Genomic DNA, 23,604 nt, shown 5'->3' on the forward strand with positions numbered 1-23,604 from the left:
TCGCTGTTCCGAGCGCGTTTGGAACGCGCTAGACCTTTCGCCGAGACGCCATCGGAGACCCTCATGCCCGACGCCCTGCCCGGCCTGTTCCTCGGCCAGTCCGACGCCGACCAGCCGGAAAGCCTGCTGTTCAACCGCGCCAACCGCCACGGCGTCGTCGCCGGCGCGACCGGAACGGGCAAGACGGTCACATTGCAGATCATGGCCCAGGGGTTTTCCGACGCCGGGGTTCCGGTCTTCTGCGCCGACGTGAAGGGCGACCTGTCGGGCATTTCGCAGATCGGAACGCCGAACGAGAAACTGGTCGCCCGCGCGACCGAGATGGGCCTGACCCTGACGCCCCGCGCCGCCCCAACCGTCTTCTGGGACCTGTATGGCCAGAAGGGCCACCCGATCCGCACCACCGTGTCCGAGATCGGCCCCGTGCTGATGGCGCGGATGCTGAACCTGAATGACGTGCAGGAAGGCGTGCTGACCGTCGTCTTCCACGTGGCGGACAAGGAAGGCCTGCTGCTGCTCGACCTCGACGATCTGCGCAGCCTCTTGGTCTATCTCGGCGAGAACGCAGACCGGATCGGGCGCGAGGTCGGCAATGTCGCCCCCGCCTCCATCGCCTCGATCCAGCGCGCCCTGCTGCAGGTCGAGCAACAGGGCGGGGCCGCCTTCTTCGGCGAACCGGCGCTGAAGCTGGAAGACATGATCCGCGTCGGCCTGGACGGGCGGGGCCAGGTCAATGTGCTGGATTCGACCCGGTTGATGAACAGCCCGCGCCTGTATGCGGCCTTCCTGCTGTGGCTGCTGTCGGAACTGTTCGAGCAACTTCCCGAGGTCGGCGACCCGGAAAAGCCGCGCCTGGTCTTCTTCTTCGACGAGGCTCACCTGCTGTTCAACGACGCCCCGCGCGCCCTGCTGGAAAAGGTCGAACAGGTCGTCCGCCTGATCCGGTCCAAGGGGGTCGGCGTCTATTTCGTGACCCAGAACCCGGCCGACATTCCCGACAGCGTCCTGGCCCAGTTGGGCAACCGCATCCAGCACGCCTTGCGCGCCTATACGCCGTCGGAACAGAAGGGGCTGAAGGCCGCCTCGCAGAGTTTCCGCGTCAACGCCGCCTTCGACACGGCCGAAGCCATTCAGGGCTTGGGCGTGGGCGAGGCCCTGGTCTCGGTGCTGGACGAAAAGGGCGCGCCGACCATCGTGGCCCGCACCAAGATCCGCCCGCCCGCCTCGCGCCTGGGCCCCGCCACCGACGCCGAACGCGCCGCCGTCATGGCCGCCAGTCCCGTGCGCGGCCTGTATGACCAGGTGCTGAACCGCGAGTCCGCCGCCGAAATCCTGGCCAATCGCCACACCGCCGCCGATCAGGCGGAAGCGCAGGCCCAGGCTCAAGCGAAGGCCCAGGCCGACGCCGCCAAGGCCGCCGACATTCAGGCGAAGGCTGACGAGAAGGCGCAAAAGGAACGGGCCAGGGAGCAGGCCCGCGTCGCGCCCCGTGCTGCGCCGGCTCCGCGCGCCCGCGCCTCCAACCGTCAGACCCCGATGGAGGCCCTGACCAAGTCGGTGTTGCGCACCGCCGGTTCGACCCTGACCCGCGAGCTGATGCGCGGCATCCTGGGCGGGCTGAAACGGCGCTAGGTTCGGGGCGGGGCCTTGCAACGGGGCGGGGGCGAGCGCATCTCCCGCCCATGTTCATCCAGACCGAACCCACGCCCAATCCGAACGTGCTGAAGTTCCTGCCCGGCCGCGACGTCTCGCCGGCCGCCGCGCTGGAATACCGCACCATCGACGAGGCGACGGCCTCTCCACTCGCCGAGGCCCTGTTCGAGCTGGAGGGCGTCGATGGCGTCTTCTTCGGCGCCGACTATGTGTCCGTCACCCGCCAGCCCCAAGGGCCGGACTGGTCGGAGATGAAGGCGCCGATCCTGGGCGTCGTCATGGATCATTTCGTCTCGGGCCAACCGCTGACGCGCGGCGCGAGCGCCGAGGCCGACGGCCATGCCGAGGACGACAGCGAGATCGTCGCCGAGATCAAGGCCCTGCTGGACAGCCGCATCCGCCCGGCCGTGGCCCAGGACGGCGGCGACATCCTGTTCGATTCCTTCGACGAATCGACCGGGGTGCTGAACCTGCGGATGCGCGGCGCCTGCGCCGGTTGTCCTTCGTCGTCGGCGACGCTGAAGGCCGGCGTCGAACAGATGATGCGCCACTATGTGCCCGAAGTGACGCGGGTCGAGCAGACCATTTGATCGACAGAACGGTTTCGTCCTCGCCAGACACGCCGTCGGGCGCCATCTTAAGTTGGTGCCACGCTTCGTTCCTGATCCTGAAGTTCTACGCCTCGGCGAGGCGCTCGCCGCCCTGCGTCGCGAGCGCGGCCTGTCGCAGGCCGAGGCGGGCGCGCGGGTGAACATGACCAGCCAAGGCTGGGGCCTTTACGAATCCGGCCGACGCCCCGGCCTGTTCCGGCCCGACGTGCAACGCCGCCTGACCGGCGCGCTCGACTCCGGTCCCGACGCCTTGGCCTTGCTTCTGTCCGGCCAGACCGAACGGTCGACGGCGGCCTCCGATCCCATGGGCGTGGAAGGCCGGGGACGGGCCTTTGAAGGCCGCCCCCCCCGCCGGACCCGGATCGAGGTTCGGAACGCCGATCTTTCGCCCTGGGCCGAACCAGGCGTCGTGCTGGAGTGCGAACCCGGTCTGTGGCCCCGCCAGGGTCAGGGCTGCGTGATCGAGATGACGGACGGGACGACGCGGGTGCGGCTGTTCGAGACGGCGGACGCCCAACATATGCACGTGCGGGGCGCGGGCGGGCTGGACCAGGTCGAGATGATCGAGCGGCGCCTGATCCTGAAAACTTCCGCCGTCATCGCCAGATTGGAGCGATGAAACGAAAACGTTGCATTCTCGGTAAGGTTGTGAAACTGTCCTTTTATGGATAAGACGGATGCCACAACACGCAAGACGGCGCGCGCGGTCGAGCCTCTGGACGTTCTGGTCGGGGCACGGATCATGGCGCGGCGCACGGCGCTCGGACTGTCCCAAACGGCTCTTGGCGAGATGGTCGGCGTCAGTTGCCAGCAACTTCAGAAATACGAGGGCGGAAAGAATCGCATTTCGGCGGCGCGTCTGCATCGCCTGGCCCTCGCCTTGGGACTTCCCGTCGAAGCCTTCTTTCCGGATCGGGCGGACGAGAGCGACACGCCTGAGCTTGTGGTGATCCGGTCCCTGGCCGCGACGGCCGAGGGACGCGCCATGGCCGACGGCTTTTCCCGCATCGACGACCGCGCGGTGCGCCAAGCCCTGACGCGACTGGTGGAGGTTCTCGCCAGAGCGGCCTAGAAGGCCGTTCATGAGACTTCTGGTGATCGATACGGCGCTCGGCGCCTGCACGGCGGCGATGTTCGAGGACGACCGCCCCCTGGCCGTGCGGTTCGAACCGATGACCAAGGGCCATCAGGAACGGCTGGCCGGCCTGGTTCGCGACGTGATGGCCGAGGCGGGCGGCGGTTTCGACAGCCTGGATCGGATCGCCGTGACCGTCGGACCGGGATCCTTTACCGGCTTGCGTGTCGGCCTGGCCTTCGCTCAGGGCCTGGGCGCGGCGCTGGATCGGCCCGTTGTCGGCATTTCCGCGCTGGACGCCCTCGCCGCGTCTCTTGATGACGCAGCAGGGCCGGTCGCGGCCCTGATCGACGCCCGACGGGGTCAGGTTTACGCCCGGCTGTTCACGAACGGCTCGGCGCTTGGACCGGACGAAGCCCTGTCGCTGGAAGAGGCGGCGCGACGGGTCGCCGAGATCGGCGCCAACGTCGCCCTGATCGGCAATGGCGCAGCCGTGCTGGCGGAAGCCTTCCCGGCTTTGAAGTTCGCCCGTATCGACGACCGCGTCGCCCCGTCGCCCGAAGCCCTGGCTCGTCTCGCCGCCGCCGCCGCCGATCCGGCGATGCATCCGCCCCGCCCGCTCTACCTGCGCGCGCCCGACGCCACCCCGCCCACCCGCTTGCCGGGCCAGCCGCGCCAACCGGCGTCATGACCGCATCGGACCCGGCCGCCCTTGCCGCCCTTCACGCCCAAGCCTTTGCGGCGCCCTGGAGCGCGGGCGAGTTCGCCGAACTGCTGTCCCAGCCCGGCGTCGTTGCGATCGCGGAATCCGACGGCTTCGTCCTGATCCGCATCGTGCTGGACGAGGCTGAAATCCTGACCCTGGCGGTCCTTCCAACGGCCCGCCGTCAGGGCCTGGGGCATCGTCTGGTCGAAGAGGCGGCCGTCGCCGCGACGAAAGGCGGCGCCGCACGGCTGTTCCTGGAAGTCGCAGAGGACAACGCCCCCGCCCGCGCCCTTTATGACCGCGCGGGATTCCGTCAGATCGGCCGTCGAAAGGCCTATTATGCGGCCGCCGACGGGTCTCGGACGGACGCTGTGGTGATGAGCCGCGATCTCTATGCGGATCAGGCCAACGTGCCGCTTCCCTGATGCGATCCTAGCCCCTATTCTAGGATCATGGACCGGATCGAAAAACTCTGCGCCGACCGCGGCATGCGTATGACCGAACAGCGTCGGGTGATCGCCCGCGTGCTGTCGAACGCCGAAGACCACCCCGATGTCGAGGAGCTGTACCGCCGCGCCTCGGCCATCGATCCCCACATCTCGATCGCCACCGTCTATCGCACCGTGCGCCTGTTCGAAGAGGCGGGCGTAGTCGAGAAGCATGACTTCGGCGATGGCCGCAGCCGCTATGAAGAGGCGGGCGACGACCACCATGACCACCTGATCGACACCAAGTCGGGCGAGGTGATCGAGTTCTTCGACGCCGAGATCGAGCGGTTGAAGTCCGAGATCGCGGAACGGCTGGGCTTCCAGCTGATCGGCCACAAGCTGGAGCTTTACGGCGTGGCGATCGAGGGCGCCGAACCGTCCAAGCGCGAAGGCCTGATCTTCACGCGCCACGCTGCGCGGGTCGATCCCGCCGATGTGGATGCAGGCTGAACGCCCGTCTTGTCGGGACGCGCCTTGTCGTCAGGGGCATGGGCGATCATAAGCCCGCAATGACTGAGACCCTGGTTCCAACGGCCGAAGCGATGGCGGCGCCCGAGAAGCGTCTGTTCATCAAGACCTACGGCTGTCAGATGAACGTTTATGATTCGGAGCGCATGGCCGATGTGCTGCGCCCGCTGGGCTATGGCGTCACCGACGACGTCAAGGCCGCCGACTTCGTCATCCTGAACACCTGCCACATCCGCGAAAAGGCGGCCGAGAAGATCTATTCCGAGCTCGGCAAGCTGCGCGAGATGCGCGACGTCCGACGCGAGACGGGCGGGGACCTGACCATCGCCGTCGCCGGCTGCGTCGCCCAGGCGGAGGGCGAGGAGATCATGCGTCGCCAGCCCGCCGTGGACATCGTCGTCGGCCCCCAGGCCTATCACCAGCTGCCCGAACTTCTGACCCGCACGGCGCGGGCGCGGGGCGAGCGGATCGGCGCCGACTTCGCCCCCGACGACAAGTTCGACGCCTTGCCGGCCGCCCGCTTTACCGAAGGCCCGACCGCCTTCCTGACGGTGCAGGAGGGATGCGACAAGTTCTGCACCTTCTGCGTCGTGCCCTATACGCGCGGCGCCGAATGGTCGCGGCCGATGGCCTCGGTGCTGGAGGAGGCGCGGCGACTGGCCGGTCGAGGCGTGCGCGAGGTCACCCTTCTGGGCCAGAACGTCAACGCCTATGACGGCGAACGGCCGGACGGGAAGACCGCGACCCTGGCCGAACTGGCCTATGCCCTGGCCGAGATCCCCGGCCTGGACCGCATCCGCTATACGACCAGCCACCCCAACGATATGGCCGACGAACTGATCGCCGCGCACGGCGAGCTGGATGCCCTGATGCCCTATCTGCACCTGCCGGTTCAGGCGGGGTCGGACCGAATCCTGCGGCTGATGAACAGGAAGCACGGCCGCCAGAAATATTTCGACCTGATCGACCGCATCCGCGCCGCACGCCCGGACATCGCCATCGCGGGCGACTTCATCGTCGGCTTCCCCGGTGAGACGGATCGGGAGTTCGAGGACACCTTGGATCTGGTGCATCGCGTGAACTACGCGGGGGCGTTCGCCTTCGCCTATTCGCCGCGTCCGGGCACGCCCGCCGCCGGCATGGACAAACAGGTCGAGCCGGAGGTGGCCAAGGAAAGGCTGCACCGTCTAATCGCCCTGCTGACCGAACAGCAGACCGCCTTCAACCTCGCCCAGGCGGGCCGGACCTTGAATGTGCTGTTCGACAAGCCCGGCCGACACGGCCACCGTCGCCAAGCGATCGGTCGATCCCCATATCTGCAATCGGTCCACGTCGATGACGCGGATCATCTGATCGGACAGATCGTTCCGGTCGAGATCGTTGCGGGCCAGCAGAACAGTCTGATGGGCCGGTTAATCCCGAATGGGCTCATGCAGCCGAGCGCCGCGCGCGAGGCGATAGCCCAAAAAGAAAAGGCGGCCTAGTGGCGCGAGAATCCGAATTCGTCCCGTTGAATGACGCCGAACTGCGTGCGGTCGTCGGGCCGAACAGCCGTCACGTCGCCCTGATCGAGGACGCCTTCAAGGTGCTGGTCGAGGCGCCGGGCGGCGGGGTCTCGGTCAACGGCGGCACGCGCGACCGCACCGATGCGCGCCAGGTCATAGAGGACCTGGCCAAGCGCGCCGCTTTGGGCGCCGAGGTCACTGAGGCCGACGTCCGCGCGGCCCTGGGCCAGGTGCGCGGCGGCAAGGGCACGCCGGGCATGGCGGCGGCGGGCGTGTCGCTTCCGGGCGGCAAGCGCGGCTCCATCGTGCCCAAGACCAAGGCCCAAGCCGCCTATCTGGATATGTTGGGTCGGTGCGAGCTGTCCTTCGGCGTCGGCCCGGCCGGCACCGGCAAGACCTTCCTCGCGGCGGCTTACGGCGCCTCGCTGCTTCGTCGGGGACAGGTGGACCGTCTGGTCATCACCCGCCCTGCGGTCGAGGCGGGCGAGAAGCTGGGCTTCCTGCCGGGCGACCTGAACGAGAAGGTCGATCCCTATCTGGCCCCGATCTGGGAGGCGCTGAACGACATCCTGGGCGCCGAGGACGTGCAGCGCCGCCGCGACAAGGGCGAGATCGAAGCCGCGCCCATCGCCTTCATGCGCGGCCGCACCCTCAGCCACGCCTTCGTCATCGTCGATGAGGCGCAGAACACCTCGCGGCTGCAGATGAAGATGGTCCTGACCCGTCTGGGCGAGGGCGCGCGGATGGTGGTGACGGGCGACCCGTCCCAGATCGATCTGCTGAACCCGCGCGATTCCGGCCTGGCTCATGCCCTGCGCATCCTCGACGGGGTCAAGGGCGTCGGCATTCTCAAGTTCGAGGCCTCGGACGTGGTGCGTCACGCCATGGTCGAGCGGATCGTCCGCGCTTATGACGCCGACGCGGCAAAGGGCCGTCCGGCCCCGGACCTCGAAGACCCCGCATGATCGAGATCGAAGTCGAGGCCGAGGCGTGGGCCGGCGCCCTGCCGCCTGTCGAAGCGGTGGTCGAGACGGCCGCGAAGGCCGCTTTGGGGACTGTCGAGGGCGACATCGTCGTCCTGCTGACCGACGACGAAAGCGTTCGCGAACTGAACGCGCGGTTTCGCGACAAGGACAGGCCGACCAATGTCCTGTCCTTCCCCGCGCCGGACAACGCCGCGCCGCATCTGGGCGACATCGTCCTGGCCTACGACGTCTGCGCGACTGAAGCCCAGGCCCAGGGCAAGACCCTGGCCGATCATCTGAGCCATCTGGTCGTTCACGGCGTGCTGCACCTGCTGGGTCGCGACCACGAAGACGACGGCGAGGCCGAGGAGATGGAAGCCGAGGAGCGCGAGATCCTGGCCCAGATCGGCGTCGCCGATCCCTACGCCTCCGAGCGGCAGGACTGACCCCATGTTTCCCGACGCCCTGCTGGACCGTTTCGCCGCCCCGATCCGGGCCCTGCCCGACAAGAAACGCGCCCTGACCTGGCGTCTGATCCGCATCGCCCTGGCGCTGCTGGCCGGCGCCGGGACGGCCTTGGCTCATCCTCCGTTCGGCGTGCTGATCGGCCTGTTGGGCTATCCGTTGCTGATGATCCTGTCGGAGCGGTCCGACACGGTGCGCGGCGCCTTCTGGATGGGGTGGCTGGCGGGCTTCGCCTATTTCTTCGTCGGTTGCTGGTGGGTGGCCGAGGCGTTCTTCGTCAATCCCGAACAGGCGTGGATGGCGCCCTTCGCCGCCAGCCTGTTGCCGGCCGGTCTGGGTCTGTTCTGGGGCGCCGCCTGCGCCCTCTATCGCCGGTTCGCCCCGCTGGGCGCGGTTCGGGTGCTGTTGTTCGCGGCCCTGTTCTGCGCCGCAGAATGGCTACGCGGCCATGTGCTGACCGGCTTTCCGTGGAACCCGGCCGGCGCGACCTGGCGGGCGGGCGGCGGCATGTCCCAGTTCGCCTCGGTCGTCGGCGTCTATGGACTGAGCCTCGTCACCGTCGCCGCGACGGCGGCCTTCGCGCCGCTGATCGGACCGGGCGCGAAACGCAGCCGTCTAATCTCCGCCGGCCTGGGCGCCTTGGCCCTGATCGCCGTCGGGACGTTCGGCGCCGTCAGGCTGGCGCAAGCCGACCTGCAATTCACCGACACGGTCGTCCGTCTGGTCCAGGCCGATGTGAAGCAGGAGACCAAATGGTCGCCCGAGGCCTATCGCTCCATCGTCGATCGCTACGTCGCCCTGACGGGTCGGGCGGCGGCGCGCACTCCCAATGTCGTGGTCTGGCCTGAGGGCGCCCTGCCCGCCTCGGCCAACGATGTCTTCGCCTCGGCCGACGCCCAGGCCATCGCCGGCGCCTTGCGACCCGGACAGACCCTGCTGATGGGTCTGGCGCGCGGCGAGGCGGACCCGACGGCGCCGGAGGGCGGCCGTTATTACAACAGCCTGTTCGCCCTGGCCGACGAAGGCGGGGCGGGTCTGAAGGTCGCCGCCGTCTATGACAAGCACCGGCTGGTGCCGTTTGGCGAATACTTGCCGCTGGGGTCGATCATGACCTCCATCGGCCTGCGCAGCCTGGTGCATATGCCCAGCGACTTTTCCGCCGGACCGACGCCGGCGCCGATCTCCTTCCCCGGCGCGCCGCCGGCGCAGGTGCTGATCTGCTACGAGAGTCTCTATCCAGGCTTCACGCCCGGCGCGGCCGGGCGGCCCGAGTGGATCGTCAACGCCTCCAACGACGCCTGGTTCGGCGCCACATCCGGCCCGCGCCAGCATCTGAACTTGGCCAGCTATCGCGCCATCGAGACCGGCCTGCCCATCGCGCGCGCCACGCCGACGGGGATTTCGGCCATGATCGACCCCTGGGGCCGGATCGTGGACGGCGAGCGGCTGGACCCCGGCGTCATGGGGGTGATCGACGCGCCGCTGCCGCGCCCGACCGGCATCACGCCCTATGGTCGGTTCGGCGACTGGCCGTTCTTCCTGGCTGCTCTAACGGCGTTCCTCCTATCCTTGTGGCCGTTGATTTTACGATCTAGGGTTCGCTCGAATCGGTTGGCGATCTGAAGCAGGGGAACCCGGATGGCGCGTGAAAAGGACGAGGATCCGCATCCCGTCGATCGACATGTCGGCCGTCGCGTTCAGGAAAAGCGTCTGGACCTTGGCCTGACCCAGACCGCCTTGGCCAAGGCCGTCGGCGTCAGCTTCCAGCAGGTCCAGAAATACGAGAAGGGCACGAACCGCGTCTCGGCCTCGAAACTGTTCGAAATGGCCGACTTCATGAAGGTCGGCATCCCCTTCTTCTTCGACGGTTATGGCGGCGTCTCGGTCGGCGTGGCCGAAGAGGCGCCGGCCTTCGAACACGAGCACCGCCCGACCAAGACCAGCGTCGAGATCACCCGCCTCGCGCCGCGCCTGCCGCCGCGCAAGCAAAAGCTGATCCTGGACATGATGCGTGAGATGCTGGGCGACGAAGACGCCCAGAACTAGGGTTTAGCCGACGGCGACGATCTCGGCCGACTGACCCGCAACAATCACCTCGTCGCCGACCCGCTTGCCCACGACGGCGCGGGCCAGGGGCGAGACATGGCTTACGGAGCCGGCGGCCGGATCGGCCTCGTCCTCGCCGACGATGCGCCAGGTCTGGGCGCGACCGTCCTCGCGTTCGATCGAGACCGAGCCGCCGAACCGCACGGCGCCGTCGTCCTGCGTCGGCTCGACCAGCTGGGCCGAGGCTCGCCGCGCGGACCAGTAGCGCAGGTCCCGCGTCGCGCGCGCCATGGCGGTGCGGTCGCTCTCGATGGAGCCCTTCACCTGGGCGGCGGTATAGGCGGCGCGCGCCGAGGCCAGTTCGACCTCGATCATCGCCAGCCCTTCCGGCGTAACCAGATTGGGATGGGGCGAGATCGGCCGGTCCGCCAGGTCGGCGGCGGTGGCTTCGAGATCTTCTTCGCGGGTGAATGCAACGCTCATGGTACGGAACATAGCGACGCTGCTGCCTATAGCCAGCGCCGCCGCAAGCGCGCAAAGCGACGCCATGCAACAGTCCCCTCCCCCGACGCCCTCCCGAACTGTCCATGTGATTGGCGCCGGTCCCGCCGGACTGATGGCCGCTGAGCGGCTGGCGCAGGCGGGGGCGACCGTGGTGGTGCACGAGCGGATGCCGTCGGTCGCCCGCAAGATGCTGATGGCCGGGCGCGGCGGGCTCAACCTGACCCATTCGGAACCGCTGGATCGGTTCACCACCCGTTATGGCGTTGCCCAGCCGACGGCCGCCGCCTGGATCGACCGGTTTACGCCTGCCGACCTGACCGCCTGGGTCGAGGCCCTGGGACAGGAGACCTTCGTCGGATCCAGCGGCCGGGTGTTTCCCAAGGCGATGAAGACCTCTCCGCTATTGCGGGCCTGGCTTGCGCGGCTAGAGGGGTTGGGCGTCGAAATCCGCACCCGCTCGCGCTGGACCGGCTGGCGCGACGGGGCGCTGGCGTTCGAGACGCCGGACGGCGAAGGGCTGGAACGACCGGACGCCGTCGTCCTGGCCCTGGGCGGCGCAAGCTGGCCGCGTCTCGGCTCGGACGGGGCCTGGGCGCTGTGGATCAAAGAGGCCGGAACCGAAGTCGCGCCGTTCCGGCCCGCGAACGTCGGGTTCGACGTCGCCTGGTCTGGGCTTTTGCGCGACCGGTACGCCGGCCAGCCGCTGAAGGGCGTCGCCATCACCCACGGCGACAGGACGGCGCGCGGCGAGGCGATGATAGCCCGCTACGGCATCGAAGGCGGCGCCGTCTACGCCCTGCCGGCCGTGCTGCGGGCGGCGGTCGAGGCGGACGGACAAGCCGAGATTCGCATCGACCTGAAGCCGGACGTGGCGACCGGGCGGTTGACCGAACGTCTGTCCCAGCCGCGCGGCAAGGCCAGCCTGTCGAACCATCTGCGCAAGGCGGTCGGGCTCGATCCCGCCGCCGTCGCCCTGCTGTACGAAGCCGGCCCCTTGCCCGCCTCACCCCGCGCCATTGCCGAACGGATCAAGGCCATGCCGCTGACCCTGACCGGCGTGCAGGGGCTGGAACGGGCCATTTCCTCGGCCGGCGGGGTGGTGCTGGACGGGGTGAACGAACGGCTGATGCTGAAGGCGCGACCCGGCGTCTTCGTCGCCGGCGAGATGCTGGACTGGGAGGCGCCGACCGGCGGTTATCTGCTTCAGGCCAGTTTCGCCTCTGGCGTGGTCGCGGCCGACGGCGTCATCGACTGGCTCGACAGCCGGGACTGAGAAAGGCAGGATCGGGCGGTTCGATCAGGAGTTTCCGATGCGCCACACCCCCCTCTGCCTCAGGGCCGCCGTTTCCACCCTCGCCCTGATCATGGCCTGTTCCCCCGCCCTGGCGCAGGAGGCCGCGCCGAACATCGATGCCGCGCGGATGAACGAGTCGGTGCGAATCCTGGCCTCGGACGAATTCGAGGGCCGCGCCCCCGCCTCGCCGGGCGAGGAGAAGACCGTCGCCTGGCTGGTCGAACAGTTCCGCGCTGCGGGCGCAGAGGGCGGCGGACCGGACGGCGCCTTCGTCCAGGTCGCCCATCTGTCGCGCACACGCCAGGACGGTCCGGCGACCGTCGCCGCGACCGTCGGCGGCAGGACGATCAGCCTGGAACGCGGACCGGACGTGCTTGTCTCCAGCGACAGGCCCACCGACCACATCACCGTGACCGACGCGCCCGTGGTCTTCGTCGGCTATGGCGCGACCGCGCCGGAGCGTCAGTGGGACGATTTCAAGGACGTGGATGTGCGCGGCAAGGTCATCGTCGTCCTGGTCAACGACCCCGACTTCCAAGCGCCCGAGGGCGATCCGGTGGCGGGCAAGTTCGACGGCGCCGCCATGACCTTCTATGGCCGCTGGACCTACAAGTTCCAGGAGGCGGGCCGTCGCTGCGCCGCGGGCGTGCTGGTCGTCCACGAGACTGACGGCGCCGGCTATGGCTGGTCGGTGCTGCAGAATTCGTCCGCTGCGCCCAAGTTCGACATCGTCCGCGCCGATCCCGACGCCGAGCGCGCGCCATTCCAGGGCTGGATCCAGCGGGCCAAGGCCGAAGAACTGTTCACCGCCGCCGGCCTGGATTTCGCCGCCCTTAAGGACAGCGCCCGCAGCGCCGACTTCAAGCCCGTCATCCTGCCGGGCCTGACGATGAGCGTCGATTTCGGCCAGATCGCCGACAAGGTGGAGACCAAGAACGTCATCGCCCGCATTCCCGGCGCCGAACGCCCGGACGAGACCGTGATGTACGGGGCCCACTGGGACGGCTACGGCGTCGGCACCCCGAACGCCCAGGGCGACAAGATCTATAATGCGGCCGTGGACAATGCGACCGGCGTCGCCGCCCTGCTGGAACTGGCCCACGCCTTCGCCGACGGTCCGCGCCCCAAACGGTCGGTCGTCTTCGCCGCCTGGTCGGGCGAGGAGGCGGGCCTCTTGGGCTCGACCTATTACGCCGCCAATCCGGTCTGGCCGCTGGAGACCACGGTCGCCAACATCAACGTCGACAGCCTGCTGCCGGGGACCGAGATCGACCCCAATGTCGTCGTCATCGGCAAGGGCAAGAACCAGCTGGACGATGTCTTGGCCCGCCACGCGACCCAGGCCGGCCGCACCCTGATCGCCGATCCGGCGCCCCAGGCCGGGGCCTTCTATCGCTCGGACCACTTCCCCCTGGCCCTGCGCGGCGTGCCGGCCCTGTTCCCCGCAGCGGGCTTCACCGGCGCCAGCGCCGCCAGCCGGGACTATGTCCAGAACCGCTATCATCAGCCCACGGATGAATGGGATGCGACGTGGAAAATGGACGCCGCAGCCGCCGACACAGCCCTTATCTACGCTGTCGGACGCGAACTGGCGGACAGCGATCAATGGCCGGAATGGAACGCCGGCGCCGAGTTCGGCCCGGCGCGCGATACGTCGAAAGCCTCGCGCAGGTAACTAGAGTTCCAGCTGAAGCTCGGGCGCGGCCGCGGTCGTCGATGCGCCTAGCGGCAGGTGCAGGATGAAGGCGGCGCCCTTGCCGGGTTCGCTTTCGACCTCGGCCCAGCCGCCGTGGAGTTCGACCAGGGCCTTGACCAGGGCCAGGCCCACGCCGGGGCCGCCGCGTTCACGCCGCACGAAGCGGTCGAAGACGTGGGCCTGCAAGTGATAGGGGATGCCGCGCCCGGTGTCGGACACGGTCAGGCGGACCTCGGCTGCGCCGGTCTCGGCCTTCAGCTCCACCGCCCCGCCCTCGGACACGGCGCGGGCGGCGTTTTCCAGCAGATGATCCAGGGCCTGGCCGATACGGTGTTCGTCGGCGCGGATCGGCTTGAGGTCGGCGGGACACGAGACGGTCAGGGTCGCGCCGCGTCCCTCGACCCGCGCACGGACCTTCTCGGCCGCCTGGCTCAGCAGGTCGCTGACGCGCATATCGCCCAGCGACAGCTCCATCTCGCCGGCGTCGATCTGGGCCATGTCCAGCACGTCGTCGATGGAGCGGGCCAGCTGGCTGGCGGCGATACGGATGGCGCCCGCGTGTTGGCGGCTGCGTTCTGGCAGGTCGCCCATGGTCTCCAGCAGTTCGGAATAGCCGACGATGGTCGTCAGGGGCGTGCGCAACTCATAGGAGACGCTGCCGACGAACTCGCGTTTCAGCGCCTGGCTTTCGGCCAGAGCCTGTTCGCGCTGAACCAGGGCCTGTTCCAGCCCGCGCCGCGCTGTGACGTCCGAGAAGGCGACCAGGGTCGCGCCGTCCGGCAGCGGCCGGGTCTGCCAGGCGGCGACGCGTCCATCGACGGTGCGGCCCTCGCCTGAAATCGCCACACGGCTCTCGGGATCGGGATCGGCGACGCGCGCCTTCAGCCCCAGCCACAGGGCCGGATCGGGCAGCACCGCCTTGCACAGTTCGGCCAGGGCGTCGAAGTCCGACGCCGCCGCGATCCGGTCGACCGACAGGTTCCAGAAGGTCTCGAACGCCTCGTTGTGCAGCCTCAGCCGACCGTCCGAGCCGAACACGGCGACCGCATCGTTCAGCTTGTCCAGGGTCGCGCGCTGGACCTGGATCTGGGCGTTGAACCGGCTGCGCAGCTTCAGCTCGTCGGTGATGTCCGAGAAGATCAGCAATATGCCGCCCAGCGGGTGCGGCTGGCGCACGACACGCAGGGTGCGCCCGTCCGGCAAGGACCAGCTGTCGTCGGGCGAGGCCTCCGACGCGCCATAGAACTCAAGCTCGCGCGCCTTCCAGCCGGCGTAGTCGACCACCTCGGGCAGGCTGCGACGCTGGCGCAGGCGGTCCAGAAGCTCGGCATGGGTCGGGCGTTCGTCCAGCCACGCTGAGTCGATGTCGAACAGGGTCTGGAAGGCGGTATTGTGGAAGGCCAGCCGCTTCTGCGGGCCGAAGATGGCGACGGCGTCGGCCAAATGGTTCAGCGTCTCGTCATGGGCTTCGACGTGGCGGCGCAGGGTGTCGCGCGTCTCTTCCGCCTCGGTCACCTCGATGGCGAAGGCTGTGACGGCGCCCCCGCCCGCCGGTTCGGCGATGATGCGCCAGGCGCGGCGTGCGCCGCCGCCGGTCGTCCAGCGGAAGCCTTCCTGGCGCACGCCCAGGCGCGCGGCCTCGGCGACCAAAGCATCCGCCCCGCGGTCGAACGACAGGCCGTCTTCGATGGCGGCTTCAATGGTTTCGGCGTTGATCTCGGCCAGCCAGGCGCGGTTGGCCCAGGCCAGTTTGCCGGTCCCGTCCACGACCCAGGTCGGCATGGGCGAGGCGTCGCCCAGCATGGCCAGGCCGCTTTCGGTCGCATCGGCGCCGGTGAGGGTGAAGCGCGACGCGGGCGACAGCCGAAGCCAGGCCGAACCGCCCGCGACGCGCCCCTCGATCCGCCACGGTTCGACATCGTCCAGCGCGACCAGACCTTCGAAGGCCTGGCCGGACTGCACCAGGGCATCGATCAGGGCGTCGTGGGTGATCTTGAGCTTGCTCAGAACGGCGGCGCCGACCTCGTCGCTGTCGCCCGCCAGGCGCGCGATCAGTTCGGCCGAGCCGATGGGCGCCCCGGCCGCCTGACCCTCCGGCGTCAGAGCCAGGCTGACATCGTCAAAGGCGCGCAGCATGGCGTCGTGGCGGCTGAGGTCCGCCAAGGCCTCGATCCGCTCGCGCTCGGCCTGCACGGCCGTCTCGTTCAGCCGTCCGCGCAACAGCAAGGCCCAGGCGCTGACGGCCATGGCCAGTCCGGCTGCGCCCGCTGTGGCGACATAGGCGATGTCGGCCTCGGCCATTCGTGTCCCTGGAGAAAGGTCTGCGCCCCGATTCGGTAACCATACCCCAAGCGCGCGAAAAAGCGGCAGTCTCGTGATCGCGTCATCGCGCCCCGTTGCGCCGCCCCCTCGGGACCGCGATATCGCTGTCATGACCGACGCGATCGCCCCCTCCCTCGACGACTTCGCCAGGCTCGCGCAGGAGGCGTTCGACGCCCTGCCGGGGCCTTTCAGACAGGCGGCGGGCGAGGTTGTCATCCGCATCGACGACTTCGCCGATGAGGCGACGCTGGCGGAGATGGAGATCGAGGATCCGTTCGAGCTGACGGGCCTGTATCACGGCGTGGACATCGGTCGGCGCGACAGCCTGGGGCCGGCGGCCGAGCCGTCGCGGGTCTTCCTCTATCGTCGCCCGATCCTGGACGAATGGTGCGAGCGTGGCGACGTGGGGATCGGCGAACTGATCGCCCACGTCCTGATCCACGAGATCGGCCACCACCTGGGCCTGACCGACGACGACATCCACGCCATAGAGGACGACGAGGACTGAAGCCTACTTCGCCGCCGGATAGGGCGTCGTCACCGCGCCGGAGATCATGCCGGGTATGGCCTCGCCCAGGCCCAGCAGGATGAACTGGATCGCCAGGGCGCACAGGATCAGGCCCAGCACGCGCACGATGATGGCCATGCCCACCTCGCCCAGCAGGCGGCTGAGCGACCCGGTCAGGGCGAAACAGACGAACGAGACGGCGCAGGCGGCCGTGATGGCGGCCAGCGACCCCATGGTCCCCGCATAGCCCAGCTTGGCCGCCTCGCCCGCCTGGATGATGACGGCGGATATGGCGCCTGGGCCGATCATCAGCGGAATGGCGAAGGGCACGACCAGGCGCTGGAACCGGCGGCGGGCATAGCCGCGCACGTCCTTGGTGTCGGCGAGCGCGTCCTTGTCGGCGAACATGGCCAGGAAGTCGCCGCGCGCCATGTCCAGACCCAGGAACAGCAGCAGAATGCCGCCCGCGATGCGGAACGCCGCCAGCGAAATGCCGAAGAACTGCAGCAGACCCAGGCCGGTGAACAGGAAGAAGGCCAGGAAGACGGCGGCGAAGGCGCAGATCAGGGCCGAGACCGAAATCCGCTGACGCAGGGTCGCGCCCGCCGTAGCGGCGGCGAAGATCGGCAGATTGCCGATCGGGTCCAGCAGGGCGAACAGGGTCACGAACAGGTTGACACCCAAATCGACTGCGTTCATCGCCTGCCCTCGCCCTCAATCCGTCACGCCGCCCTGCCGACGCGCCCTCATGTCCGGCATAGCCGCTAAGCGCGAGTCCGTCGATGACCCAGACCAACACAGCGACGCCCAATCGCGCACCTGACGAACGGATCATCTGCGCCCTGGACGTGCCGACACCGGCCGAAGCCGCCGCCCTGGTCACGCGGATCGGCGACGCCGTGGGCTTCTACAAGATCGGACTTCAGCTGTTCGCGGTCGGCGGCATGGACCTGGCGCGCGAGCTGAAGGCGCAAGGGCGCAAAATCTTCCTGGACTGGAAACTGCACGACATCGGCGCGACGGTGGAGAAGGCGACAGCCAACCTGGCGGACGCCGACTGCGATCTGCTGACCGTCCACGCCCGTCCGCAGGTGATGGCGGCCGCGGCGCGCGGGGCCGCCGGGTCGAACATGAAGGTGCTGGGCGTCACCGTCCTGACCAGTCTGACGGCCGAGGATCTGTCCGCCGACGACCACAGCCTGTCGCCGGCCGAACTGGTCGAGCTGCGGGTGCGTCAGGCGCTGGACGCCGGCATCGATGGCGTCGTCTCCAGCCCGCACGAGGCGGCGCGCGTGCGGGCCCTGGCCGTCGCGGCGGGACGGCCGGACTTCCTGATCGTGACGCCGGGCGTTCGGCCGGTCGGCGCGGCGCTTGACGACCAGGCGCGAGCGGCGACCCCGCAGGCGGCTCTTGAAGCCGGCGCGACCCATCTGGTCATCGGCCGGCCGATCACGGCCTCGGCCGATCCCCGCGCGGCGGCGCAGGAGATCGCACAGCAGATCGCCCTGATCTGAGACAGACCAGGGCGACCTTTTCGTCTTCGGTTGTCCTACCGAGAGGCGATCAGCCCCGCTCGCCCGGCTCCTGGGCATAGCCGTGGCGCGGCGGCGCGTGGGGCGCGGGCGCTTCGGGCGGCGGCAGGTCGCCGTAGTAGCCCGAAGGCGGCGGCGGAGGGGGCGGAGGCATGGTGTTCACCTCCGGCGGGGCCACATAGATCTGGGCCGGGGCGACGTTGACCGGCGCGGACTGCACATAGACCGGCGACTGATCGACATAGACCGGGCCGCCGGTCTCGATATGAGGCGGCGCCATGTTGACCTGACCGGGGGCGACTTGGATGCGTTGCGGGCCGATGTTGACCGGGGCCGACTGCACATAGACCGGGGCCTGATCGTAATAGACCGGACCGCCCGTCTCGATCTGCGGCGGGGCCATGTTCACGTGAGACGCGGCGACCTGGACGCGCTGAGGCCCGATGTTGACCGGCGGCGCCTGCACATAGATGGGCGGTTGCTCGATATAGGTGGGCGGTCCCATCTCGATCTGGGGCGGCGCGAAGTTCACCTGCGACGGGGCGACATAGATGCGCTGCGGCGCGACCTGCACCGGCGGGCCCTGAACATAGACCGGCGGCTGATCGACGTAGCTCTGTTCGTAACGCTGCTCATATCGCTGTTCGTAACGCACCGGCGGGCGAACGGGCGGGCGGCAGTTGCAGTCGGCCGGGCGGCCCTGCTGATACGGACGCCAGCCGATGTAGTCGCGGCCGAAACCATAGACGGGATAGCCGACCGGCGCGCTGACCGGGGGACGGCCAACCAAGACCGAGGTCGTGCTCACGCCGCCGCCGTATCCACCGCCGTAATAGCCGTCCGAATAGCCGCCGCTGCCGACATAGGTCGTGCCGCCGCCGACATAGCCGCGCTGGAAGCTGGACGAGCTGGAATAGGACCGGGCGTTGATCGCCGAATAGCTGGAGGCGCCCGCATAGGCGTTCGCATTGGCGTTGGCGTAGGCCCCGCCGTTTACGTTCACATTGACGTTGTGGTTGGCGTTGTAGTTGCCGCCCCCGTAGTGGCCGCCACCGCCTTGGTAGCCGCCGCCACCGCACCCGCCGCCGCAGCCGCCGGGTTGACCGCCATGGCCGCCGCCATATCCGCCGCCGTGGCCTCCGGGCCCTCCGGCGAGAGCGGGCGCTGCCGAGAGCAGCAGAGCCGCCGATGCGGCGGTAAGTATCGACTGTATCGTCACGGGACAGACTCCTCTGAGTTGTCCCTGCACTGGCAAATCCGGCGCCTGTTTCTTAAGCCGTGGTTAACCGTTTTCCCCACGCCGACAGGACCAGCAGCTCAGAAATCGACCGCCAGGCCCTTCTTCTCCCAGTCGCCGAAGCGGGTCGGTTCGGGACCGGACGGGCCGCCGTATTCCGTGTCCGCCTGAACAGCCTCTTGGTGCGCGCGACGATCGGCCGCCTCCTGAAGGGCGCGACGGGCAGCCTCGCTGACGGGCCGTTCGGGCGTGGCGTGGGGCACGTCGGCGTTGAACACCGGGGTCGCCGGAGCCGTTTCGGCGTCGTTGTCCGGGCCGGGGGTGGGATGTTCGGTCACAGGGCGGCTCCCTTGAGGCTTGATGCGCCTTCTCTCAAATAGAGGATCAAACCCGTGACGCCAGACACAGCGGCCGGATCGGGTGACGGAACCGCGATGAATCACCTGAAGACCTTCATCCTGCTGGCGGCGATGACGGCCCTTTTCGCAGGGGTCGGCTACCTGATCGGCGGCGCGACCGGCATGGCCGTCGCCCTGCTGCTCGCGGGCGGGATGAACCTGTTCAGCTACTGGAACGCCGACAAGATCGTGCTGAGGATGTACCGGGCTCAGCCGGTCGACGAACAGCACCCCAACGCCGTGGTCCGAAACTATGTCGCCGATGTGCGCCAGATGGCCCGTGACGCCGGCCTGCCCCAACCCCAGGTCGCCATCATTCCCAACGACCAGCCCAACGCCTTCGCCACGGGCAGGAATCCCGAGAACGCGGCCGTCTGCGCCACCACCGGCCTGCTGGACATGCTGACGCGCGAGGAGGTGCGCGGGGTGATGGCGCACGAACTGGCTCATGTGAAGAACCGCGACACCCTGATCATGACGGTGACGGCGACCATCGCCGGCGCCATCGCCGCCCTGGCCAACTTCGCCCTGTTTTTCGGCGGCGGAGACGACCGCGAACGGCCGGGCGGGATCATCGGAACCCTGGCCCTGATGATCCTGGCGCCCATGGCGGCCGGCCTGGTGCAGATGGCGATCAGCCGGGGCCGCGAATACGAGGCCGACCGCGTCGGCGCCGAGATCGCGGGCGACCCCCAGGCCCTGGCCAGCGCCCTGCAGAAGATCGACGCCTACGCCAAGCGGATCACCAATCAGACGGCCGAGCGCAATCCGGCCTCGGGCCAGATGTTCATCATCAATCCGCTGGCGGGTCGCGGGGCCGACAATCTGTTCTCGACCCACCCGGCGACGCTCAATCGCGTCAAGGCGCTGCTGGAGCTGGGCGCCAAGATGGGGATGCAGCCGCGCCCGCGAACGCCGGACCTGACCCAGCCTCGCCCCGCCGCTGGTTTCACGACCTCGACCACCGGCGTTCCCGCGACGCCGACGGAGCCGCGCGGCCCCTGGGGCTGAACATGGGGCTGATCGTCGCGGCCTGAACACGGTTTGCGGTTTGCACTCCGTCGTCGGATCGCCTCAGATGCGCCCCTGTTCAGCCATCGGGCTTTCTTGGGGAAATCCATGTCGCGTCTGCTCGCCTTCGTATCCGCCGCCGCCCTTCTCGCCACGCCCGTCGCCGCCCAGTCGGTGGACCGGGTCGCCGTCAACGGCATCATCGACCAGGGGCTGAACCACAGCCAGGTGATGCAGACCGCCGCCTATCTGACCGACCGGATCGGCGGGCGGATGACCAACTCGCCGCAGATGCGCGAGGCCGAGCGGTGGGCTCAGGCGCAGTTCACCGACTACGGCCTGTCCAACGTCCGCGCCGAAGGCTTCGAGTTCGGCCGGGGCTGGTCCATCGTCCGCTCCAGCGCCCGCATGACTGCGCCGCGTCCGCTGGACCTGCGCGCCATTCCCGTCGCCTGGACGCCTTCGACCAAAGGGACGATCAGCGGCGGCGTCATCGTGGCCCCGATCTCCAAGGTCGAGGATTTCGAAAAATGGCGCGGCAAGCTGTCGGGCAAGATCGTCATGCTGTCCCAGCCGGGGACGGGGTCCGAGCCGACCGAGCCGGCCTTCCGCCGCTGGAGCAGCGCAGAACTGGCCGAGCGCAACGTCTATAACCAGCCGCAGCATTCGCCGGCCGCCATCGAACGCTCGCTGAAGACCGTCAACTTCGCCAATGAACTGGACGCCTTCCTGGTCGAACAGGGCGCTCTGGCCTGGGTGCGGATTTCCCAGCGCGACGGCGGTTTGCTGCACGGCACGGGCTACACCTATCAGGTGGGCGCCACGCCGAAACTGGCGGGGATGGAGCTGGCGGCCGAGGACTATCGCCGCCTGGCGCGCCTGGCCCTGACCGATGCGCCCCCGACGCTGGAGCTGAACAGCGAGGTCCGGTTCCACGACGAGGACGTCAACGCCTACAACATCCTGGCCGACATCCCCGGCACGGCGCGCGGGACCGAATACGTCATGGCCGGCGCCCACCTGGACAGCTGGGTCGCCTCGGACGGCGCCGTGGACAATGCCGCCGGCAGCGCGGTCGTCATGGAGGCGGCGCGCATCCTGAAAGCCCTGAACGTGCGGCCCAAGCGCACCATCCGTTTCGCGCTGTGGAACGGCGAGGAACAGGGCATCCTGGGCTCGCTGGCCTATGTGGACCAGCATCTGGCGACGCGGGCTCCGTCGAACGATCCGGCGCTGGCGGGCCTGTCGAACAATCGCACCTGGCGCAGCCGCTGGCCCGTCGAGCCGCGCGCGGGCTATCGCGACCTGGTCGCCTATTTCAATCTGGACAACGGCTCGGGCAAGATTCGCGGCATCAACGCCGAGGGCAATGTCGCCGCCGCCCCGATCTTCCAGGAATGGCTGGCGCCCTTCGCCAGCATGGGCGCGACGACGGTCTCGCTGCGCAACTCGGGCGGCACCGATCACGTCTATATGCAGTCGGTCGGCGTGCCGGGATATCAGTTCATCCAGGACCCGCTCGACTATTCCAGCCGCCTGCACCACACCAGCATCGACAGCTACGACCATCTGAAGGGCGAGGACCTGCGTCAGGCGGCCGTCATCCTGGCCAGCTTCCTGCTGAACGCCGCCAACCGCGACGAGCCCCTGCCGCGCATGCCGCTGCCCACCCAGCCGACTCCGAGCGATCCGTTCGAATATCCGGCGGACTGACTAACGACTCCCTCTCCCGGTGGGAGAGGGCTTGAGCGCCCGAGAGCGTCAGCGATCGGTCTTGGCGCGAAAGGGTGAGGGTTCGGTGGTGCGATCTGGCCACCATCCGACCCTCATCCGGCCCTGGGCCACCTTCTCCCACTGGGAGAAGGCTTGATCAGCAGATCACCCCCGCTCGACGCACATCGCCACGCCCATGCCGCCGCCGATGCACAGGGTCGCCAGGCCCTTCTTGGCGCCCGACCGCTTCATCTCGAACAGAAGCGTCGTCAGGATGCGCGCGCCCGAGGCGCCGATGGGGTGGCCGATGGCGATGGCGCCGCCGTTGACGTTGACCTTGGCCGGGTCGAGACCCAGCTCCTTGACCACGCACAGGCTCTGGGCGGCGAAGGCCTCGTTGGATTCGACCAAATCCAGATCGGCGACGCTCCAGCCCGCCTTCTCAAGCGCCTTCTTCGACGCCGGGATCGGGCCCGTGCCCATGATCGACGGATCGACGCCGGCGGTGGCGTAGGAGGCGATGCGGGCCAGCGGCTCCAGGCCGCGCGCCTTGGCCTCGTCCGCGCTCATCAACACCAGGGCGGCCGCGCCGTCGTTCAGGCCCGATGCATTGGCGGCGGTGACGCTGCCGTCCTTGGCGAAGGCGGGCTTCAGCTTCTGCATCAGCTCCAGCGTCGCGCCGTGGCGGATGTATTCGTCTTTGTCGACCGTCACGTCGCCCTTGCGGCCTGGAATGACCACGGGAACGATCTCGTCGTCGAACTTGCCGGCGTTCTGGGCCGCCTCGGCCTTGTGCTGGCTGGCCAGGCCGAATTCGTCTTGGGCCTCGCGGCTGATCGACCATTTGTCGGCGATGTTCTCGGCCGTCTGGCCCATGTGATAGCCGTTGAAGGCGTCCCACAGCCCGTCCTTGACCATGGTGTCGACCAGGGCGACGTCGCCCATCTTGTGACCGTTGCGCAGGGCCTGGGCGTGCGGCGCCTGGCTCATGCTCTCCTGTCCGCCGGCGACCACGATCTTCGCATCGCCCAGGGCGATCTGCTGGGCGGCGATGGCGACGGCGCGCAGGCCCGAGCCGCAGATCTGGTTCAGGCTCCAGGCGGCGGCTTCCTTGCGCACCCCGGCGCCGACGGCGGCCTGGCGCGCAGGCCCCTGTCCGGCGGCGGCCTGAAGCACATGGCCCAGGATCACCTCGTCCACCTCATCGCCCGAGACGCCGGCCCGCTCCAGCGCCGCCCTAATGGCGATCTCGCCCAGTTTCGAGGCGGGCAAGGACGACAGGGCGCCCAGGAAAGAACCGACCGGCGTGCGCGCGGCGGAAACGATGACGACGTCGGTCATGGGATTTCACTCTCTGCTGAATAGGTCTGCGTGGCCGTTTTGCCGCATCGCAGCGTCTTCGTCACC

General features: G+C 68.7%; 24 protein-coding genes. 18 read left to right on the forward strand and 6 right to left on the reverse strand.

Annotated features, from left to right (window positions below; all coding sequences use genetic code 11):
• Window positions 1-63: 63 nt before the first annotated feature.
• From ACP7BH_RS09285 to ACP7BH_RS09340, 12 genes are read left to right on the forward strand one after another with little or no spacing between them, the layout of a single operon-like run.
• The gene (locus ACP7BH_RS09285) at window positions 64-1,632 is read left to right on the forward strand and encodes a helicase HerA-like domain-containing protein (RefSeq protein WP_425981776.1); all 1,569 of its coding nucleotides are present in this window, start codon (window positions 64-66) and stop codon (window positions 1,630-1,632) included.
• A 50-nt stretch (window positions 1,633-1,682) separates the two neighbouring features.
• Window positions 1,683-2,243, forward strand: a complete 561-nt coding sequence (locus ACP7BH_RS09290) for a NifU family protein (RefSeq protein WP_425981774.1) — start codon at window positions 1,683-1,685, stop codon at window positions 2,241-2,243.
• A 55-nt stretch (window positions 2,244-2,298) separates the two neighbouring features.
• Complete coding sequence (locus ACP7BH_RS09295) at window positions 2,299-2,883, forward strand: helix-turn-helix domain-containing protein (protein ID WP_425981771.1); 585 nt, start codon at window positions 2,299-2,301, stop codon at window positions 2,881-2,883.
• 45 nt (window positions 2,884-2,928) lie between these two features.
• Window positions 2,929-3,336: a helix-turn-helix domain-containing protein gene (locus ACP7BH_RS09300; RefSeq protein ID WP_425981768.1), complete on the forward strand. Its 408-nt coding sequence runs from the start codon at window positions 2,929-2,931 to the stop codon at window positions 3,334-3,336.
• 10 nt (window positions 3,337-3,346) lie between these two features.
• Window positions 3,347-4,030 carry a tRNA (adenosine(37)-N6)-threonylcarbamoyltransferase complex dimerization subunit type 1 TsaB gene (tsaB, locus tag ACP7BH_RS09305; protein WP_425981766.1) on the forward strand — a complete coding sequence of 228 codons (684 nt, stop codon included), beginning with the start codon at window positions 3,347-3,349 and terminating at the stop codon, window positions 4,028-4,030.
• Complete coding sequence (gene rimI / locus ACP7BH_RS09310) at window positions 4,027-4,470, forward strand: ribosomal protein S18-alanine N-acetyltransferase (RefSeq protein ID WP_425981764.1); 444 nt, start codon at window positions 4,027-4,029, stop codon at window positions 4,468-4,470. The genes tsaB and rimI overlap by 4 nt, the downstream gene beginning before the upstream one ends.
• 27 nt (window positions 4,471-4,497) lie before the next feature.
• Window positions 4,498-4,983, forward strand: a complete 486-nt coding sequence (locus ACP7BH_RS09315) for a Fur family transcriptional regulator (protein ID WP_159847368.1) — start codon at window positions 4,498-4,500, stop codon at window positions 4,981-4,983.
• Between the two features lie 59 nt (window positions 4,984-5,042).
• Complete coding sequence (gene miaB, locus ACP7BH_RS09320) at window positions 5,043-6,485, forward strand: tRNA (N6-isopentenyl adenosine(37)-C2)-methylthiotransferase MiaB (RefSeq protein WP_425981762.1); 1,443 nt, start codon at window positions 5,043-5,045, stop codon at window positions 6,483-6,485.
• The gene (locus ACP7BH_RS09325; RefSeq protein WP_425981760.1) at window positions 6,485-7,471 is read left to right on the forward strand and encodes a PhoH family protein; all 987 of its coding nucleotides are present in this window, start codon (window positions 6,485-6,487) and stop codon (window positions 7,469-7,471) included. The genes miaB and ACP7BH_RS09325 overlap by 1 nt, the downstream gene beginning before the upstream one ends.
• The gene (gene ybeY, locus ACP7BH_RS09330) at window positions 7,468-7,917 is read left to right on the forward strand and encodes an rRNA maturation RNase YbeY (protein ID WP_425981757.1); all 450 of its coding nucleotides are present in this window, start codon (window positions 7,468-7,470) and stop codon (window positions 7,915-7,917) included. The genes ACP7BH_RS09325 and ybeY overlap by 4 nt, the downstream gene beginning before the upstream one ends.
• 4 nt (window positions 7,918-7,921) lie before the next feature.
• Window positions 7,922-9,559, forward strand: a complete 1,638-nt coding sequence (gene lnt / locus ACP7BH_RS09335) for an apolipoprotein N-acyltransferase (RefSeq protein WP_425981755.1) — start codon at window positions 7,922-7,924, stop codon at window positions 9,557-9,559.
• Window positions 9,560-9,574: 15 nt separating this feature from the next.
• Entirely contained in the window at window positions 9,575-9,982 is a 408-nt protein-coding gene (locus tag ACP7BH_RS09340) for a helix-turn-helix domain-containing protein (protein WP_425981753.1), read from the forward strand.
• 3 nt (window positions 9,983-9,985) lie between these two features.
• On the opposite strand, the gene greA is transcribed toward ACP7BH_RS09340, so the two are convergent.
• Window positions 9,986-10,465, reverse strand: coding sequence for a transcription elongation factor GreA (gene greA, locus ACP7BH_RS09345; RefSeq protein WP_425981750.1), 480 nt, complete (start codon window positions 10,463-10,465; stop codon window positions 9,986-9,988).
• A 64-nt stretch (window positions 10,466-10,529) separates the two neighbouring features.
• Here greA and ACP7BH_RS09350 point away from each other — a divergent pair, with 64 nt between their 5' ends.
• Together ACP7BH_RS09350 and ACP7BH_RS09355 are read left to right on the forward strand one after the other, a co-directional pair.
• On the forward strand, window positions 10,530-11,759 hold the full coding sequence (locus tag ACP7BH_RS09350) for a TIGR03862 family flavoprotein (RefSeq protein ID WP_425981748.1): 1,230 nt from the start codon (window positions 10,530-10,532) through the stop codon (window positions 11,757-11,759).
• Window positions 11,760-11,796: 37 nt separating this feature from the next.
• Window positions 11,797-13,455, forward strand: a complete 1,659-nt coding sequence (locus ACP7BH_RS09355) for a M28 family metallopeptidase (RefSeq protein ID WP_425981746.1) — start codon at window positions 11,797-11,799, stop codon at window positions 13,453-13,455.
• Here the strand turns inward: ACP7BH_RS09355 and ACP7BH_RS09360 are convergent, their stop codons facing one another.
• Window positions 13,456-15,777, reverse strand: a complete 2,322-nt coding sequence (locus tag ACP7BH_RS09360; RefSeq protein ID WP_425981744.1) for an ATP-binding protein — start codon at window positions 15,775-15,777, stop codon at window positions 13,456-13,458.
• A gap of 130 nt (window positions 15,778-15,907) precedes the next feature.
• Here ACP7BH_RS09360 and ACP7BH_RS09365 point away from each other — a divergent pair, with 130 nt between their 5' ends.
• Window positions 15,908-16,306 carry a metallopeptidase family protein gene (locus ACP7BH_RS09365; RefSeq protein WP_425981741.1) on the forward strand — a complete coding sequence of 133 codons (399 nt, stop codon included), beginning with the start codon at window positions 15,908-15,910 and terminating at the stop codon, window positions 16,304-16,306.
• 3 nt (window positions 16,307-16,309) lie between these two features.
• Here the strand turns inward: ACP7BH_RS09365 and ACP7BH_RS09370 are convergent, their stop codons facing one another.
• Entirely contained in the window at window positions 16,310-17,005 is a 696-nt protein-coding gene (locus tag ACP7BH_RS09370) for a MarC family protein (RefSeq protein WP_135194479.1), read from the reverse strand.
• Between the two features lie 83 nt (window positions 17,006-17,088).
• On the opposite strand from ACP7BH_RS09370, the gene pyrF reads away from it, so the two are divergent.
• Window positions 17,089-17,820, forward strand: coding sequence for an orotidine-5'-phosphate decarboxylase (gene pyrF, locus ACP7BH_RS09375; RefSeq protein ID WP_425981739.1), 732 nt, complete (start codon window positions 17,089-17,091; stop codon window positions 17,818-17,820).
• Window positions 17,821-17,869: 49 nt separating this feature from the next.
• Here the strand turns inward: pyrF and ACP7BH_RS09380 are convergent, their stop codons facing one another.
• On the reverse strand, window positions 17,870-19,057 hold the full coding sequence (locus ACP7BH_RS09380) for a hypothetical protein (RefSeq protein ID WP_425981736.1): 1,188 nt from the start codon (window positions 19,055-19,057) through the stop codon (window positions 17,870-17,872).
• A 98-nt stretch (window positions 19,058-19,155) separates the two neighbouring features.
• Window positions 19,156-19,413 (reverse strand): DUF1674 domain-containing protein, encoded by a 258-nt coding sequence (locus ACP7BH_RS09385; protein WP_425981734.1) that lies wholly within the window; start codon window positions 19,411-19,413, stop codon window positions 19,156-19,158.
• 96 nt (window positions 19,414-19,509) lie between these two features.
• Between ACP7BH_RS09385 and htpX the strand changes: the two genes are divergently transcribed.
• Together htpX and ACP7BH_RS09395 are read left to right on the forward strand one after the other, a co-directional pair.
• Window positions 19,510-20,484: a zinc metalloprotease HtpX gene (htpX, locus tag ACP7BH_RS09390; protein ID WP_425984761.1), complete on the forward strand. Its 975-nt coding sequence runs from the start codon at window positions 19,510-19,512 to the stop codon at window positions 20,482-20,484.
• Window positions 20,485-20,592: 108 nt separating this feature from the next.
• On the forward strand, window positions 20,593-22,197 hold the full coding sequence (locus tag ACP7BH_RS09395) for a M20/M25/M40 family metallo-hydrolase (protein ID WP_425981731.1): 1,605 nt from the start codon (window positions 20,593-20,595) through the stop codon (window positions 22,195-22,197).
• 165 nt (window positions 22,198-22,362) lie between these two features.
• Here the strand turns inward: ACP7BH_RS09395 and ACP7BH_RS09400 are convergent, their stop codons facing one another.
• Window positions 22,363-23,538, reverse strand: a complete 1,176-nt coding sequence (locus ACP7BH_RS09400; protein ID WP_425981728.1) for an acetyl-CoA C-acetyltransferase — start codon at window positions 23,536-23,538, stop codon at window positions 22,363-22,365.
• Window positions 23,539-23,604: the final 66 nt, after the last annotated feature.

This window comes from Brevundimonas sp. TWP2-1 (assembly GCF_049897645.1).
GTDB lineage: Bacteria > Pseudomonadota > Alphaproteobacteria > Caulobacterales > Caulobacteraceae > Brevundimonas.

What these genes read in the sequence shown, in the direction of transcription:
- ACP7BH_RS09285 (WP_425981776.1), top strand. Translation starts at nt 64, where the DNA reads ATGCCCGACGCCCTGCCCGGCCTGTTCCTCGGCCAGTCCGACGCCGAC.
- ACP7BH_RS09290 (WP_425981774.1), top strand. Translation starts at nt 1,683, where the DNA reads ATGTTCATCCAGACCGAACCCACGCCCAATCCGAACGTGCTGAAGTTC.
- ACP7BH_RS09300 (WP_425981768.1), top strand. Translation starts at nt 2,929, where the DNA reads ATGGATAAGACGGATGCCACAACACGCAAGACGGCGCGCGCGGTCGAG.
- tsaB (WP_425981766.1), top strand. Translation starts at nt 3,347, where the DNA reads ATGAGACTTCTGGTGATCGATACGGCGCTCGGCGCCTGCACGGCGGCG.
- rimI (WP_425981764.1), top strand. Translation starts at nt 4,027, where the DNA reads ATGACCGCATCGGACCCGGCCGCCCTTGCCGCCCTTCACGCCCAAGCC.
- ACP7BH_RS09315 (WP_159847368.1), top strand. Translation starts at nt 4,498, where the DNA reads ATGGACCGGATCGAAAAACTCTGCGCCGACCGCGGCATGCGTATGACC.
- miaB (WP_425981762.1), top strand. Translation starts at nt 5,043, where the DNA reads ATGACTGAGACCCTGGTTCCAACGGCCGAAGCGATGGCGGCGCCCGAG.
- ybeY (WP_425981757.1), top strand. Translation starts at nt 7,468, where the DNA reads ATGATCGAGATCGAAGTCGAGGCCGAGGCGTGGGCCGGCGCCCTGCCG.
- lnt (WP_425981755.1), top strand. Translation starts at nt 7,922, where the DNA reads ATGTTTCCCGACGCCCTGCTGGACCGTTTCGCCGCCCCGATCCGGGCC.
- ACP7BH_RS09340 (WP_425981753.1), top strand. Translation starts at nt 9,575, where the DNA reads ATGGCGCGTGAAAAGGACGAGGATCCGCATCCCGTCGATCGACATGTC.
- greA (WP_425981750.1), bottom strand. Translation starts at nt 10,465, where the DNA reads ATGAGCGTTGCATTCACCCGCGAAGAAGATCTCGAAGCCACCGCCGCC.
- ACP7BH_RS09350 (WP_425981748.1), top strand. Translation starts at nt 10,530, where the DNA reads ATGCAACAGTCCCCTCCCCCGACGCCCTCCCGAACTGTCCATGTGATT.
- ACP7BH_RS09355 (WP_425981746.1), top strand. Translation starts at nt 11,797, where the DNA reads ATGCGCCACACCCCCCTCTGCCTCAGGGCCGCCGTTTCCACCCTCGCC.
- ACP7BH_RS09360 (WP_425981744.1), bottom strand. Translation starts at nt 15,777, where the DNA reads ATGGCCGAGGCCGACATCGCCTATGTCGCCACAGCGGGCGCAGCCGGA.
- ACP7BH_RS09365 (WP_425981741.1), top strand. Translation starts at nt 15,908, where the DNA reads ATGACCGACGCGATCGCCCCCTCCCTCGACGACTTCGCCAGGCTCGCG.
- ACP7BH_RS09370 (WP_135194479.1), bottom strand. Translation starts at nt 17,005, where the DNA reads ATGAACGCAGTCGATTTGGGTGTCAACCTGTTCGTGACCCTGTTCGCC.
- pyrF (WP_425981739.1), top strand. Translation starts at nt 17,089, where the DNA reads ATGACCCAGACCAACACAGCGACGCCCAATCGCGCACCTGACGAACGG.
- htpX (WP_425984761.1), top strand. Translation starts at nt 19,510, where the DNA reads ATGAATCACCTGAAGACCTTCATCCTGCTGGCGGCGATGACGGCCCTT.
- ACP7BH_RS09395 (WP_425981731.1), top strand. Translation starts at nt 20,593, where the DNA reads ATGTCGCGTCTGCTCGCCTTCGTATCCGCCGCCGCCCTTCTCGCCACG.
- ACP7BH_RS09400 (WP_425981728.1), bottom strand. Translation starts at nt 23,538, where the DNA reads ATGACCGACGTCGTCATCGTTTCCGCCGCGCGCACGCCGGTCGGTTCT.